The 13677-nt window shown below is 65.1% G+C and carries 15 protein-coding genes; all 15 read left to right on the top strand.

Annotation, left to right across the window (positions count from 1 at the left end):
• Positions 1 to 21: 21 nt before the first annotated feature.
• The 15 genes from C4K39_RS03145 (at position 22) to ureC (ending at position 13612) form a co-directional block, all read left to right on the top strand.
• Positions 22 to 810: an ABC transporter ATP-binding protein gene (locus C4K39_RS03145; RefSeq protein ID WP_068577086.1), complete on the top strand. Its 789-nt coding sequence runs from the start codon at positions 22 to 24 to the stop codon at positions 808 to 810.
• Positions 807 to 1766, top strand: a complete 960-nt coding sequence (locus C4K39_RS03140; RefSeq protein WP_068577085.1) for an ABC transporter substrate-binding protein — start codon at positions 807 to 809, stop codon at positions 1764 to 1766. Before C4K39_RS03145 ends, C4K39_RS03140 begins: the two co-directional genes overlap by 4 nt.
• Complete coding sequence (locus tag C4K39_RS03135; protein ID WP_085595418.1) at positions 1763 to 2773, top strand: FecCD family ABC transporter permease; 1011 nt, start codon at positions 1763 to 1765, stop codon at positions 2771 to 2773. Before C4K39_RS03140 ends, C4K39_RS03135 begins: the two co-directional genes overlap by 4 nt.
• A 65-nt stretch (positions 2774 to 2838) precedes the next feature.
• Entirely contained in the window at positions 2839 to 3138 is a 300-nt protein-coding gene (locus C4K39_RS03130; protein WP_068577081.1) for a 7(1) septoil knot domain-containing protein, read from the top strand.
• Between the two features lie 221 nt (positions 3139 to 3359).
• The gene (gene urtA / locus C4K39_RS03125; protein ID WP_068577079.1) at positions 3360 to 4625 is read left to right on the top strand and encodes an urea ABC transporter substrate-binding protein; all 1266 of its coding nucleotides are present in this window, start codon (positions 3360 to 3362) and stop codon (positions 4623 to 4625) included.
• A 116-nt stretch (positions 4626 to 4741) separates the two neighbouring features.
• Positions 4742 to 6238, top strand: coding sequence for an urea ABC transporter permease subunit UrtB (gene urtB, locus C4K39_RS03120; protein WP_164487262.1), 1497 nt, complete (start codon positions 4742 to 4744; stop codon positions 6236 to 6238).
• Between the two features lie 129 nt (positions 6239 to 6367).
• Positions 6368 to 7447 carry an urea ABC transporter permease subunit UrtC gene (urtC, locus tag C4K39_RS03115; RefSeq protein WP_124345636.1) on the top strand — a complete coding sequence of 360 codons (1080 nt, stop codon included), beginning with the start codon at positions 6368 to 6370 and terminating at the stop codon, positions 7445 to 7447.
• Positions 7444 to 8304, top strand: a complete 861-nt coding sequence (urtD, locus tag C4K39_RS03110) for an urea ABC transporter ATP-binding protein UrtD (RefSeq protein WP_124345635.1) — start codon at positions 7444 to 7446, stop codon at positions 8302 to 8304. Before urtC ends, urtD begins: the two co-directional genes overlap by 4 nt.
• Before the next feature lie 185 nt (positions 8305 to 8489).
• Complete coding sequence (gene urtE / locus C4K39_RS03105) at positions 8490 to 9188, top strand: urea ABC transporter ATP-binding subunit UrtE (protein WP_124345634.1); 699 nt, start codon at positions 8490 to 8492, stop codon at positions 9186 to 9188.
• A 30-nt stretch (positions 9189 to 9218) separates the two neighbouring features.
• The gene (locus tag C4K39_RS03100; RefSeq protein WP_124345633.1) at positions 9219 to 10058 is read left to right on the top strand and encodes an urease accessory protein UreD; all 840 of its coding nucleotides are present in this window, start codon (positions 9219 to 9221) and stop codon (positions 10056 to 10058) included.
• A gap of 43 nt (positions 10059 to 10101) precedes the next feature.
• Positions 10102 to 10404: an urease subunit gamma gene (locus C4K39_RS03095; RefSeq protein WP_068577065.1), complete on the top strand. Its 303-nt coding sequence runs from the start codon at positions 10102 to 10104 to the stop codon at positions 10402 to 10404.
• A 9-nt stretch (positions 10405 to 10413) separates the two neighbouring features.
• Positions 10414 to 10947 (top strand): GNAT family N-acetyltransferase, encoded by a 534-nt coding sequence (locus C4K39_RS03090; protein ID WP_068577064.1) that lies wholly within the window; start codon positions 10414 to 10416, stop codon positions 10945 to 10947.
• 7 nt (positions 10948 to 10954) lie between these two features.
• Positions 10955 to 11488, top strand: a complete 534-nt coding sequence (locus C4K39_RS03085) for a GNAT family N-acetyltransferase (RefSeq protein ID WP_068577062.1) — start codon at positions 10955 to 10957, stop codon at positions 11486 to 11488.
• On the top strand, positions 11485 to 11790 hold the full coding sequence (locus tag C4K39_RS03080) for an urease subunit beta (protein ID WP_068577059.1): 306 nt from the start codon (positions 11485 to 11487) through the stop codon (positions 11788 to 11790). Before C4K39_RS03085 ends, C4K39_RS03080 begins: the two co-directional genes overlap by 4 nt.
• 121 nt (positions 11791 to 11911) lie before the next feature.
• Positions 11912 to 13612 carry an urease subunit alpha gene (ureC, locus tag C4K39_RS03075; protein ID WP_068577057.1) on the top strand — a complete coding sequence of 567 codons (1701 nt, stop codon included), beginning with the start codon at positions 11912 to 11914 and terminating at the stop codon, positions 13610 to 13612.
• Positions 13613 to 13677: the final 65 nt, after the last annotated feature.

The raw sequence follows: 13677 nt of genomic DNA, 5'->3' as shown, positions 1-13677 counted from the left end.
CGGCAACCACACGGACAAGGCATGACCTCGCTGAACCTCCTCGACCTGGCCTGGAGCCCCCTGGGCCAGGGCCACTGCCACCACCAGTTCCAACTGCGTGAGGCCAACCTGCACGTGCAGGCCGGGGAGTTCGTCGGCCTGATCGGGCCCAATGGCAGCGGCAAGACCAGCCTGCTGCGCTGCGCCTATCGCTTCAGCAAGCCGCAGCAGGGCGAGGTGCAACTGGCCCACCAGAATGTCTGGAAGCAGTCGCCACGCTGGTGCGCACAACGCATCGCCGTGGTGCTCCAGGAGTTTCCCGATGCCTTCGGCCTCACCGTGCAGGAAGTGGTCGCCATGGGCCGCACCCCGCACAAGGGCCTGTTCGACGGCGACACCCGGCACGACCGCGCCATCGCCCGCGAGGCCCTGGAATCCGTGGGCCTGCTGGGCTTCGAGGAGCATGCCTTCGCGACCCTGTCGGGCGGGGAAAAGCAACGGGTGATCCTGGCCCGGGCCCTGGCCCAGCAACCGCAGTTGCTGATCCTCGACGAGCCGACCAACCACCTTGACCCGCGCTACCAGCTGGAACTGCTGCAACGGGTCAAGCGCCTGGGCATCGGCACCCTGGCCAGCATCCACGACCTGAACCTGGCCGCGGCCTTTTGCGACCGGTTGTACGTCCTCGACCACGGACGCATCGTCGCCAGCGGCACTCCCGGCGAAGTGCTCACCGTCGAGTTGCTGCGCAACGTCTTCGGCGTCGAGGCGCTGATCGATGCCCACCCCCTGTCCGGCTACCCACGAATCACCTGGATCACCCAACCATGACCTTGCGCTCCCTGCTTCGCTCCAGCCTGCTCCTGGCCCTGTCACTGGGGGCCGCACAGGCCTTCGCCGAGGCCACCCGCTACCCATTGACCATCACCAGCTGCAACCGCGAAGTGACCTTCAAGCAAGCGCCCAAACACGCCCTGAGCCACGACATCAACATGACCCAGATGATGCTCGCCCTGGGCCTCAAGTCGCGCATGGTGGGCTACAGCGGCGTCAGTGGCTGGAAGGCCGTGACCCCACAGATGAGCGTCCTGCTGGACGGCCTGCCGGAACTGGCGGCCAAGTACCCGTCGGTGGAGACCCTGCTCAATGCCAACGTCGACTTCCTGTTCGCCGGCTGGGACTACGGCATGCGCGTGGGCGGCGACCTGACCCCGCAGACCCTGGCGCCCCTGGGCATCAATGTCTATGAGTTGACCGAGTCCTGCGCGTTCGTGATGAAGCGTCCGGCCGCCAGCCTCGACGACACCTACAACGACCTGCGCAACCTCGGCCGGATCTTCGACGTGCAGGATCGCGCCAATGCCCTGATCGCCCAGATGCAGGAGCAGGTGGCCCAGGTGCAACAGGACCTGCCCACGGACAAACCCCGGGTGTTCCTCTACGACAGCGGTGAAGACCGGGCCATGACCTCCGGCCGCCTGGGCATGCCCCAGGCGCTGATCGACGCCGCCGGCGGGCGCAACATCCTCGACGATGTCGAGGCCAGCTGGACCCGGGTCAACTGGGAGACCGTGGTGGAACGCAACCCGCAAGTGATCGTCATCGTCGACTACAGCGAAGTCACCGCCGAGCAGAAGCAGCGGTTCCTGCTGGACAACCCGGCGCTGCAAGGCGTCGACGCCATCAAGAACCAGCGCTTCATCGTCATCCCCTATGTGCAGGCCACCCCGGGCATCGACAACGTGCTGGCGGTGGAAACCCTGGCCAAGGGTTTCCACGGCGAATGACTACACGTCGCTACAGCTGGCTGCTTTTGACCCTCGCCGGCCTGCTCCTGGTCTCTTGCGTGCTGTCCCTGGGATTCGGCCCGGCGCGGGTGCCGGTGGACGTGGTGGGCCGGATCCTGCTGCACAAGACCCTGGGCCTGGGCGAGGTGGACTGGAGCCCCGGCCAGGAACATATCGTCTGGCTGATCCGCGTGCCGCGCATGCTCCTGGGCGCGCTGGTAGGCGCCGGGCTGGCGCTGATCGGCGCGGTGCTGCAAGCGGTGACCCGCAACCCGCTGGCCGACCCGCACCTGCTGGGCGTCACCTCCGGCGCCACCCTGGGGGCGGTGATCGTGGTCCTGCACGTGGGGCAGGTCATCGGCCTGCTGACCCTGCCCCTGGCCGCCTTCATCGGCGCCGTGGCGAGCATGATCCTGGTGCTGGGCATCGCCGCCCGCAGCGGTCGCCTGGACAGCGACCGCCTGCTGCTGTGCGGGGTGGCGGTGTCGTTCGTGATGATGGCGGTGGCCAACCTGCTGCTGTTCATGGGCGACCACCGGGCCAGTTCGGCGGTGATGTTCTGGATGCTCGGCGGCCTGGGCCTGGCGCGCTGGGAGCTGCTGGCGATTCCCGCGATCAGCGTGCTCCTCGGGTTGCTGTTGCTGCTGGGCATGGCCCGGCCATTGAACGCCCTGATGGCCGGCGAGCAGACCGCCGTGACCCTGGGCCTGAACGCACGCAACGTGCGCCTGAAGGTATTCCTGATCGCCTCGCTGATGACCGGGGTGCTGGTGTCCATCAGCGGTTCCATCGGCTTCGTCGGGCTGATGGTGCCGCACATCGCCCGGCGCCTGGTGGGTGCCGAACACCGTCGGCTGCTGCCGGCCTGCGTGCTGCTGGGCAGCCTGTTCCTGGTGTGGGTGGACGTTGCCGCGCGAACCCTGATCGCCCCCGAGGACCTGCCCATCGGCGTGGCCACCGCGGCCATCGGCGGCTTGTTCTTCATCGGCCTGATGCGCCGACGCTGAATCATGCACCCCAAGGGATCGCGGTCATCTAGAATGCCTGCTCTTCAATTCTCAGGATGAGTTCCATGTTGAAAACCCTGTGCCTGTCCCTGCTGGTGCTTGGATCCAGCTGCGCACTCGCGGACACCAAGGTCGACGTTTCGAAGATTTACGGCAAGATCCAGTTCGTCACTTCTTATCCCGACTACAAGGTAAAGATCGATGACTCCTGGCCGGACCTGAAAGTGCAGAAGGTCAGTCAGTGGCCAGACTCAACGGGTAAATGGCAGATCGTTGATCAATACCCCGACTACAAGATTCAAATGGTCGACTCCTACCCTGACTTCACGATTCGCTACGTGGACTCCTGGCCTGGAGTGAACTGAGCCTTGCATATCGGTGCTGCCATCCCACGGCAGCACCACAATGACGCACGCCCCCGCACCACCCTCCGCCCCGCGTCCCCTTCTAGTGCGCAGCACTCGCGCGAAACCGCTTTAAAACAGCACTTGGCCGCCCGAACCCTACTGGGCACAACCCTTGCAAAACACCCTTCACTCGTTCGCATCTACCTCTTAAAAATCCAAGAGTTCACGGAGATCGCACAATGAAGCGTCGTAGCTTGCTCAAGGCTTTCACCCTCTCGACCGCTCTTGCCACCCTGGGCCTGACCTGGACCGCCCAGGCCGCCGAGACCATCAAGGTGGGCATCCTGCATTCGCTGTCGGGCACCATGGCGATCTCCGAGACCTCGCTCAAGGACATGGCCCTGATGACCATCGACGAGATCAACGCCAAGGGCGGAGTCAACGGCAAGCAACTGGAAGCGGTGGTGGTGGACCCCGCCTCCAACTGGCCGCTGTTCGCCGAGAAGGGCCGGCAGTTGCTGAGCCAGGACAAGGTGGCGGTGGTGTTCGGCTGCTGGACCTCGGTCTCGCGCAAATCGGTGCTGCCGGTGTTCGAGGAGCTCAATGGCCTCTTGTTCTACCCGGTGCAATACGAGGGCGAGGAAATGTCGCCCAATGTCTTCTACACCGGTGCCGCCCCCAACCAGCAGGCGATCCCGGCGGTGGAATACCTGATGAGCGAAGACGGCGGCAGCGCCAAGCGCTTCTTCCTGCTGGGCACCGACTACGTCTACCCACGCACCACCAACAAGATCCTGCGTTCGTTCCTGCACGCCAAGGGCGTGGCCGACAAGGACATCGAAGAGGTCTACACCCCGTTCGGCCACAGCGACTACCAGACCATTGTCGCCAACATCAAGAAGTTCGCCGCCGGCGGCAAGACTGCGGTGATCTCCACGGTCAACGGCGACTCCAACGTGCCCTTCTACAAGGAGTTGGCCAACCAGGGCCTGAAGGCCACCGAGGTGCCGGTGGTGGCCTTCTCGGTGGGCGAGGAAGAACTGCGCGGCATCGACACCAAGCCACTGGTGGGCAACCTCGCCGCCTGGAACTACTTCGAGTCGGTGGATAACCCGGTGAACCAGAAATTCGTCGCCGCCTGGAAGGCCTACGCCAAGGCCAAGAACCTGCCGGGAGCCGACAAGGCGGTGACCAACGACCCGATGGAAGCCACCTACGTGGGCATCCACATGTGGGCCCAGGCCGTGGAGAAGGCCAAGTCCACCGATGTCGACAAGGTCCGCGAGGCCCTGGCCGGTCAGACTTTCGCCGCGCCTTCGGGCTACACCCTGACCATGGACCCGAGCAACCACCACCTGCACAAGCCGGTGATGATCGGCGAGATCCAGCCCGACGGTCAGTTCAACGTGGTCTGGCAGACCGAAGGCCCGGTCCGCGCCCAACCCTGGAGCCCCTACATCCCGGGCAACGACAAGAAGCCGGACTACGCGGTGAAGAGCAACTGAGCAGCGTATCCATTCCCCTGTAGGAGCGAGCGGGCGGCGATCCGATCTGCCCGCGATGGCGGTGTTCCTGCTGCCCCGCTCCTACAAGGTTCTCTGTTGTATCCAAGGACGTGACCATGTCGCTTTATCGCCTGCTCCTGGCTTGCTTGCTGTTGCTGCCAATCGCCGCCCATGCCGGTGACGCCGAAGACTTTGTCGCGGCCAATTCCAACCAGCAAGCGCAACTGCTGGAAGCCTGGGCCGCCCAGCCCGATCCGGCGCGCCTTGCCCTGCTCGGCAGCTTGCAACAAGGCCAACTGACGCTGGATGGCCAGGCCAGGCCCCTGCGCTTGAACAACCGCTTGCGCGGTTTGATCGACACCGCCCTGGCCAGCCACCAGCTGCTGGCCGCTGACCCCGGCACCCGCCTGGCCGGCGCCCGGCAATTGCAGAAAAGCGCTAAACCGGCGCAGTTGAAGTTCCTCGACACACGGCTGGCCGCCGAGCGGGACCCCGACGTGCACGACGCCCTGAGCCTGGCCCTGGCCAACCTGCAATTGGTGGACAGCAACCCGGCCGTACGCCTGGCCGCAGTGCGCCTGCTGGGCGAGACCGGCGAGCCACTGGCCCGTACCCGTCTCGAAGGCCTGCTGGAAGCGGGGGCGGAGAGCGACGCCGGTGTGCGCACTGCCGCGCAAACCAGCCTGGCCCAGGTCAAGCGCAAGCTGCTGGTGGGCGAGGTGCTCGGCCAGGCCTTCAGCGGCCTGTCCCTGGGTTCGATCCTGCTGCTGGCGGCCCTGGGCCTGGCGATCACCTTCGGTCTCCTGGGGGTGATCAACATGGCCCACGGCGAGATGCTGATGCTCGGCGCCTACGCCACCTACGTGGTGCAATCGCTGTTGCAGCGCTACCTGCCCCAGGCCATGGAGTACTACCCATTGCTGGCCCTGCCGGTAGCGTTCCTGGTCACCGCCGGCATCGGCATGGCCCTGGAGCGCACGGTGATCCGCCATCTCTATGGCCGCCCGCTGGAGACCCTGCTGGCGACCTGGGGCATCAGCCTGATCTTGATCCAGTTGGTGCGCCTGCTGTTCGGCGCGCAGAACGTCGAAGTCGCGAACCCGGCCTGGCTCTCCGGCGGTATCCAGGTACTGCCCAACCTGGTGCTGCCCTACAACCGCCTGGCAATCATCGGTTTCGCCCTGGCCGTGGTGCTGCTGACCTGGCTGCTGCTGAACCGGACCCGGCTGGGGCTGAACGTGCGCGCGGTGACCCAGAACCGCAACATGGCCGCCTGCTGCGGGGTGCCCACCGGCCGGGTGGACATGCTCGCCTTCGGCCTGGGCTCGGGCATCGCCGGCCTGGGTGGCGTGGCCCTGAGCCAGATCGGCAACGTCGGCCCGGAGCTGGGCCAGGGCTACATCATCGACTCGTTCCTGGTGGTGGTGGCAGGCGGCGTCGGGCAACTGGCCGGCAGCATCCTGGCGGCCTTCGGCCTGGGAATCGCCAACAAGATCCTCGAACCGGCGATCGGCGCCGTGCTGGGCAAGATCCTGATCCTGGGGTTGATCATCCTGTTCATCCAGAAACGTCCACAGGGGCTCTTTGCGTTGAAAGGACGGGTGATCGACTAGACAGCAAATGCTCACGCCCATTGACGAACGCGCCGTCGCCTCGCTGGCGGCGGCCCCGAGAAGGAACACCACTATGCTTGCCAACAGCCCTAGCGAAACCGTCCGTACCACCGTCGCGAGCACGCCGCGATGAACCAGCCACTGCTCATTACCGCCAGCCAGAAAGCCGGGCCCAGGGTCAGCATCGGTGTCGGCGTCCTGCTGCTCCTGGTGCTGCTGGCCCTGCCACTGCTGGCGCTGTTGCCGGCGGACAATCCACTGCATGTGTCGGCCTATACCCTGACCCTGGTGGGCAAGATCCTCTGCTACACCGTGGTCGCCCTGGCCCTGGACCTGGTCTGGGGTTATGCCGGGCTACTGTCCCTGGGGCATGGCCTGTTCTTCGCCCTGGGTGGCTACGCCATGGGCATGTACCTGATGCGCCAGGCCGCGGGCGACGGCCTGCCAGCGTTCATGACCTTCTTATCGTGGAGCGAGTTGCCCTGGTACTGGACCGGCACCGAGCACTTCCTCTGGGCCCTGTGCCTGGTGGTGCTGGCACCGGGGCTCTTGGCCCTGGTGTTCGGTTTCTTCGCCTTCCGCTCGCGAATCAAGGGCGTGTATTTCTCGATCATGACCCAGGCCCTGACCTTCGCCGCGATGCTGCTGTTCTTTCGCAACGAGACCGGTTTGGGCGGCAACAACGGCTTCACCAATTTCCGCAGCATCCTGGGCTTCGGCATCACCGAGCCCGGCACCCGGGCGGCGCTGTTCCTGGCCACGCTGGCGTTGCTGGTGGGCAGCCTGTACCTGGGCTGGCGCCTGTCGCGAAGCAAGTTCGGCCGGGTGCTGACGGCGCTGCGCGATGCCGAGAACCGCCTGATGTTCTGCGGCTACGATCCTCGCGGGTTCAAGCTTTTCGTCTGGGTCCTGAGTGCGGTGCTGTGCGGCCTGGCCGGGGCCCTGTACGTACCCCAGGTGGGCATCATCAACCCCAGCGAGATGTCCCCGACCAACTCCATCGAGGCCGCCGTCTGGGTCGCCCTGGGCGGACGCGGCACGCTGATCGGCCCGCTGCTCGGCGCTGGCCTGGTCAATGGCATGAAGAGCTGGTTCACCGTGGCCTTCCCGGAATACTGGCTGTTCTTCCTGGGCGTGCTGTTCATCGTGGTGACCCTGTACCTGCCCAAAGGTGTGATCGGCCTGCTGAAGAAAAGCAGCGAATCATGAGAATCACAGCAACGGTGGACTGCATGCTCGAACCCATTCTCGACAGCAACAAGGATGCCGGCAGCAGCCGCGATGCCATCGGTCTCGGCCAGGCCACGGGCAAGGACCTGGATACCCGCCATGGCACCATCCTGACCCTGGAGGACATCAGCGTCAGCTTCGATGGCTTCAAGGCCCTCAACGACCTGAACCTGTACATCGGCGTCGGCGAACTGCGCTGCATCATCGGCCCCAATGGCGCCGGCAAGACCACCCTGATGGACGTGATCACCGGCAAGACCCGCCCCACCCGGGGCAAGGCCTGGTTCGGCGAGACCCTGGACCTGACCCGCTTGAGCGAGGTGCAGATCGCCCAGGCCGGGATCGGCCGCAAATTCCAGAAGCCCACGGTGTTCGAGGCCCTGAGCGTGTTCGAAAACCTGGAACTGGCCTACCGCACCGACAAGTCGGTATGGGCCTGCCTCGGCGCGCGCCTGGGCAGCGAACAGCAAGATCGCATCGCCCAGGTGCTGGACACCATTCGCCTGGCCAGCTCGGCCCGACGCCCGGCCGGGTTGCTGTCCCACGGCCAGAAGCAGTTCCTGGAGATCGGCATGTTGCTGGTGCAGGAGCCGCAACTGCTGTTGCTCGACGAACCGGTGGCAGGCATGACCGACGCCGAGACCGAGTTCACCGCCGAGCTGTTCAAGGGCCTGGCCGGCCAGCACTCGCTGATGGTGGTGGAGCACGACATGGGCTTCGTCGGCGCGATCGCCGACCACGTCACCGTGCTACACCAAGGCAGCGTGCTGGCCGAAGGCTCCCTGGCACAGGTGCAGGAAAACGAGCGGGTGATCGAGGTCTATCTCGGGAGATAGGCGCACAAGCAAGCTTCAAGCTTCAAGCAAGAAGCCAAAGCCAAAGCCAAAGCCAAAGCCAAAGCCAAAGCCAAAGCCAAAGCCAAAGCCAAAGCCAAAGCCAAAACGTACACCGTCCCGCTCTTACTTGCAGCTTGCAGCTAACCGCTTGCATCTGCCGTTTTGCTACTGCCCGGAGGGCTTCCATGCTGCAAGTCGACAAGCTTCACCAGTACTACGGCGGTAGCCATATCCTGCGGGGCCTTTCGTTCGAGGCCAGGGTCGGCGAAGTCACTTGCCTGCTCGGCCGCAACGGGGTGGGCAAGACCACCTTGCTCAAATGCCTGATGGGCCTGCTGCCGGCCAGGGACGGTGCGGTTATCTGGGAAGGCCGGGCGATCACCGGCGACAAGCCGCACCAGCGGGTCCATGCCGGTATCGCCTACGTACCCCAGGGCCGGGAGATTTTCGCCCGCCTGAGTGTCGAGGAGAACCTGCTGATGGGGCTTTCACGCTTCGCGGCGCACGAAGCCCGGGAGGTGCCGGCCTTTATCTACGAACTGTTCCCGGTGCTGCAGCAGATGAAGCAACGCCGGGGCGGCGATCTTTCCGGCGGCCAGCAGCAACAACTGGCCATCGGCCGAGCGCTGGCCAGCCGCCCGCGCCTGCTGATCCTCGATGAACCCACCGAAGGCATCCAGCCGTCGGTGATCAAGGAGATCGGCGCGGTGATCCGCCAACTGGCGGCCCGGGGAGACATGGCGATCCTGCTGGTGGAGCAGTTCTATGATTTTGCCGCCGAACTGGCGGACCACTACCTGGTGATGTCCCGCGGGGAAATCATCCAGCAAGGCCGGGGTGAAAATATGCAGGCCGACGGTGTACGCGGCCTGGTTACGATCTAATCTGTAGCCTCCTAACAATATCGATTGCCCATGAACTCACCTGCCGCCAACGCCCTGTTCACCCCCAGCTGGCACGCCGAGCTGGAGCTGGCCTATGCCTGCTCGGGCAACGCCACGCGCCCGGTGCTGCGCCGCCACCAGGGCCCGCTGCGGGTGCAGAAGCACCTGTATGCCGAAGGCCCGCAGGTTTGCCAGCACATCATCGTCCACCCCCCGGGCGGCATTGCCGGCGGCGACCGCCTGGCCATCCGCGTCCGGGTGGATAGCGGCGCCTGGGCCCAGTTGACCAGCCCCGGGGCGGCCAAGTGGTACCGTGCCAACAGCCCTGCCAGCCAGGTCCTGGAACTTGCAGTGGCAAAAGGCGCGACCCTGGAATGGCTGCCCCAGGAAACCATTGTGTTCAGCGCGGCCCAGGCCGAACTGACCACCCGTATCGAACTGCACGGTGATGCCCGGTTGTTCTACTGGGACGTCGTCGCCCTCGGACGCCCGGCCAGCGGCGAGCGCTTCGCCCAGGGGCATTTGCGCGCCCATCTGGACATCCACCGCGATGGCCGGCCGCTGTGGCACGAACGCCAACACATCCTGGGGGACGATGGCTTGCTGGAATCGCCCATTGGCCTGGATGGCCAGCCGGTATTCGCCACGTTGCTGGCCACCGGTGAAATCGACAGTGAACTGCTGGAGCGCTGTCGCGCCCTGGAACACCCGGTGCGCGGCGACCTGACCCAATTGCCCGGCCTGGTGCTGGCCCGCTGCCTGGCCAGCGAGGCCCTGCAGGCCAGGGCCTGGCTGATCGACCTATGGCACTTGCTACGCCCCGCCCTGCTGGGGCGCGCAGCGGTGCCGCCGAGGATCTGGACCACATGACCCGTCTGCTTTTTTCAAACTGCCCAACCACGGACTACCCACGATGGACCTGACCCCACGCGAAAAAGACAAGCTGTTGATCTTCACCGCCGGCCTGGTGGCCGAGCGGCGCCTGGCCCGTGGCCTCAAGCTCAACTATCCGGAGGCCATGGCCTACATTTCCGCCGCCCTGCTCGAAGGCGCCCGTGACGGCCAGAGCGTGGCCGAACTGATGCACTACGGCACGACCCTGCTCAGCCGCGAGCAGGTGATGGAAGGCATCCCGGAAATGATCCCGGACATCCAGGTGGAGGCCACCTTTGCCGACGGCACCAAGCTGGTCACCGTCCACCAACCCATCGCCTGAGGCTGGCGCATGACTTATCAGATCCGCGACGCAGTACACGCCGACCTGCCGGCGATCCGTGACATCTACAACGACGCCGTGCTCAATACCACGGCGATCTGGAACGACAACCCGGTGGACCTGGGCAACCGCCAGGCCTGGTTCAGCGCCCGCCAGGCCCAGGGCTATCCGATCCTGGTGGTCGTCGACCCCGAGGGGCAAGTGCTCGGCTACGCTTCCTTTGGCGACTGGCGCCCCTTCGATGGCTTTGCCCGCACCGTCGAACACTCGGTCTATGTACGCAGCGACCAGCGCGGCAATGGCCTGGGTCCACAATTGATGGAAGTGCTGCTCGAACGAGCCCGCGCCTGCCACAAACACGTGATGGTGGCCGCCATCGAAAGCGGCAACGGCGCCTCGATCCGCCTGCATCAACGCCTGGGGTTCGTCACCACCGGGCAGATGCCCCAGGTGGGCACCAAGTTCGGGCGCTGGCTGGACTTGACCTTCATGCAACTGATGCTCAACCCCGGGGCGCAACCACCGGCTCCGCACAAGGAGTGACACTTCGATGAACGCCGCCCAACTGCGACGGGTCCATGTAGAGAGCTTTGCCCACTACCGCCAGGGCTTGATCGACCTATTGTTCGATTCGGTGCACCACGGCGCCTCCATTGGCTTCATGGCCGACCTGGACGACAGCCAGGCCCAGGCCTATATCGCCAGCGTGCAGGCCGGCGTCGAGGACGGCAGCCTGTTGCTGTGGGTGGTGGTCGATGAGGAAAAGGTCCTGGCCAGCGTGCAACTGGCGCTGTGCATGAAGGCCAACGGGCGTAACCGCGCCGAGGTGCAAAAGCTCCAGGTGCTGCACAGTGCCCGGCGCCGGGGCCTGGGCCAGCAATTGATGAACGTCCTGGAGCAGGCCGCGCACCATCTCAAGCGTGGCCTACTGTACCTGGATACCGAGGCGGGCTCGCCCGCCGAAGAGTTCTACCGGGCCCTGGGCTACACCCGGGTCGGTGAATTGCCCAACTACTGCCAGGGCCCGGACGGCCGCTACAGCCCCACCGCCATCTACTTCAAGACCCTGGAGCAACCCCAATGATCCCCGGCCAGTACCAGATCCAGCCCGGCGACATCGAACTCAATGCCGGACGCCGTACCCTGACCCTGAGCGTGGCCAACAGCGGCGACCGGCCGATCCAGGTCGGTTCCCACTATCACTTTTTCGAAACCAACGACGCCCTGGTCTTCGACCGTGCCGCCAGCCGCGGCATGCGCCTGAACATCGCGGCCGGCACCGCGGTGCGCTTCGAACCGGGGCAGACCCGGGAAGTCGAGCTTGTCGATCTGGCTGGGTTGCGGCGAATTTACGGGTTCGCGGGACGAATCATGGGCGATCTTTAAAGATCAGCCTCAAGCTGCGAGCCACAAGCTGCAAGAAAGAGCAGTGCGGTGGCTCTGGGCGGCTTTCTTTTACTTGTAGCTTGCAGCTTATGGCTTGCAGCTCTGTTCCGAGGAACGAGGAATGCGCATTTCCCGCGAGGCTTATGCCGACATGTTCGGCCCCACGGTGGGCGACAAGGTCCGACTGGCCGATACCGAGCTGTGGATCGAGGTAGAGAAGGACTTCACCACCTACGGTGAAGAAGTGAAGTTCGGCGGCGGCAAGGTGATCCGCGACGGCATGGGCCAGGGCCAGTTGCTGGCGGCCGAGGTGGTGGACACCCTGATCACCAACGCCCTGATCATCGACCACTGGGGCATCGTCAAGGCCGACGTCGGCTTGAAGGATGGGCGTATCGCGGCCATCGGCAAGGCCGGCAACCCGGATATCCAGCCCGACGTGACCATCGCCATTGGCGCCAGCACCGAGGTGATCGCCGGCGAAGGCATGCTGCTCACCGCTGGCGGCATCGATACCCATATCCACTTCATCTGCCCGCAACAGATCGAAGAAGCGCTGATGAGCGGCGTCACCACCATGATCGGCGGCGGCACCGGGCCCGCCACCGGGACCAACGCCACCACCTGCACCCCAGGCCCCTGGCACATGGCGCGCATGCTCCAGGCTGCCGACGCCTTCCCCATGAACATCGGCTTCACCGGCAAGGGCAACGCCAGCCTGCCGGGACCGCTGGTGGAACAGGTACGAGCCGGGGCCATCGGCCTCAAGCTGCACGAAGACTGGGGCAGCACCCCGGCCAGCATCGACAACTGCCTGAGCGTGGCCGACGAATACGATGTGCAAGTGGCGATCCACACCGACACCCTGAACGAGTCGGGCTTCGTCGAGACCACCCTCGGTGCGTTCAAGGGTCGCACCATCCATACCTACCACACCGAAGGTGCCGGTGGCGGTCATGCGCCGGACATCATCAAGGCCTGCGGCTTTTCCAACGTGCTGCCCAGCTCCACCAACCCGACCCGGCCCTTCACTCGCAACACCATCGACGAACACCTGGACATGCTCATGGTCTGCCATCACCTGGACCCGAGCATCGCCGAGGACGTGGCCTTTGCCGAAAGCCGTATCCGCCGAGAGACCATCGCCGCCGAAGACATCCTCCACGACCTGGGGGCGTTCTCGATGATCAGCTCCGACAGCCAGGCCATGGGCCGGGTCGGCGAAGTGCTGACCCGCACCTGGCAGACCGCCGACAAGATGCTGCGCCAACGCGGGCCATTGCCGGGGGACGGACCGGGCAACAGCAACTTCCGGGTCAAGCGCTACATCGCCAAGTACACCATCAACCCGGCCATCACCCACGGCATCAGCCATGAGGTGGGTTCCATCGAAGTGGGCAAGTGGGCGGACCTGGTGCTCTGGCGCCCGGCGTTCTTCGGGGTCAAGCCGAGCCTGATCCTCAAGGGCGGAGCCATCGCCGCCAGCCTGATGGGCGATGCCAACGCCTCGATCCCGACTCCCCAGCCGGTGCACTACCGGCCGATGTTCGCCAGCTTCGCCGGCAGCCGCCATGCCACCAGCCTGACCTTCATCAGCCAGGCGGCGCTGGACGCCGGGGTGCCGGAGCAGTTGGGGTTGAAGAAGCGCATCGCGGTGGCCAAGGGCTGTCGCAGCGTGCGCAAGGGCGACCTGATCCACAACGACTACCTGCCGAACATCGAGGTCGATCCACAGACCTACCAGGTCAAGGCCGATGGCGTGCTGCTGTGGTGCGAACCGGCGGATGTACTGCCCATGGCCCAGCGCTACTTCCTGTTCTAGCCGCTGTCGGGCGCAGCGCCCGCATAAGGAGGATTTACGAGGATCGGAACTGTACGCAACGCCCG

It is taken from the genome of Pseudomonas sessilinigenes, assembly GCF_003850565.1.
Classification (GTDB): domain Bacteria; phylum Pseudomonadota; class Gammaproteobacteria; order Pseudomonadales; family Pseudomonadaceae; genus Aquipseudomonas; species Aquipseudomonas sessilinigenes.
The sequence above is the reverse complement of the archived record's forward strand: the minus strand, read 5'-3'. Positions and strand labels throughout refer to the sequence as shown.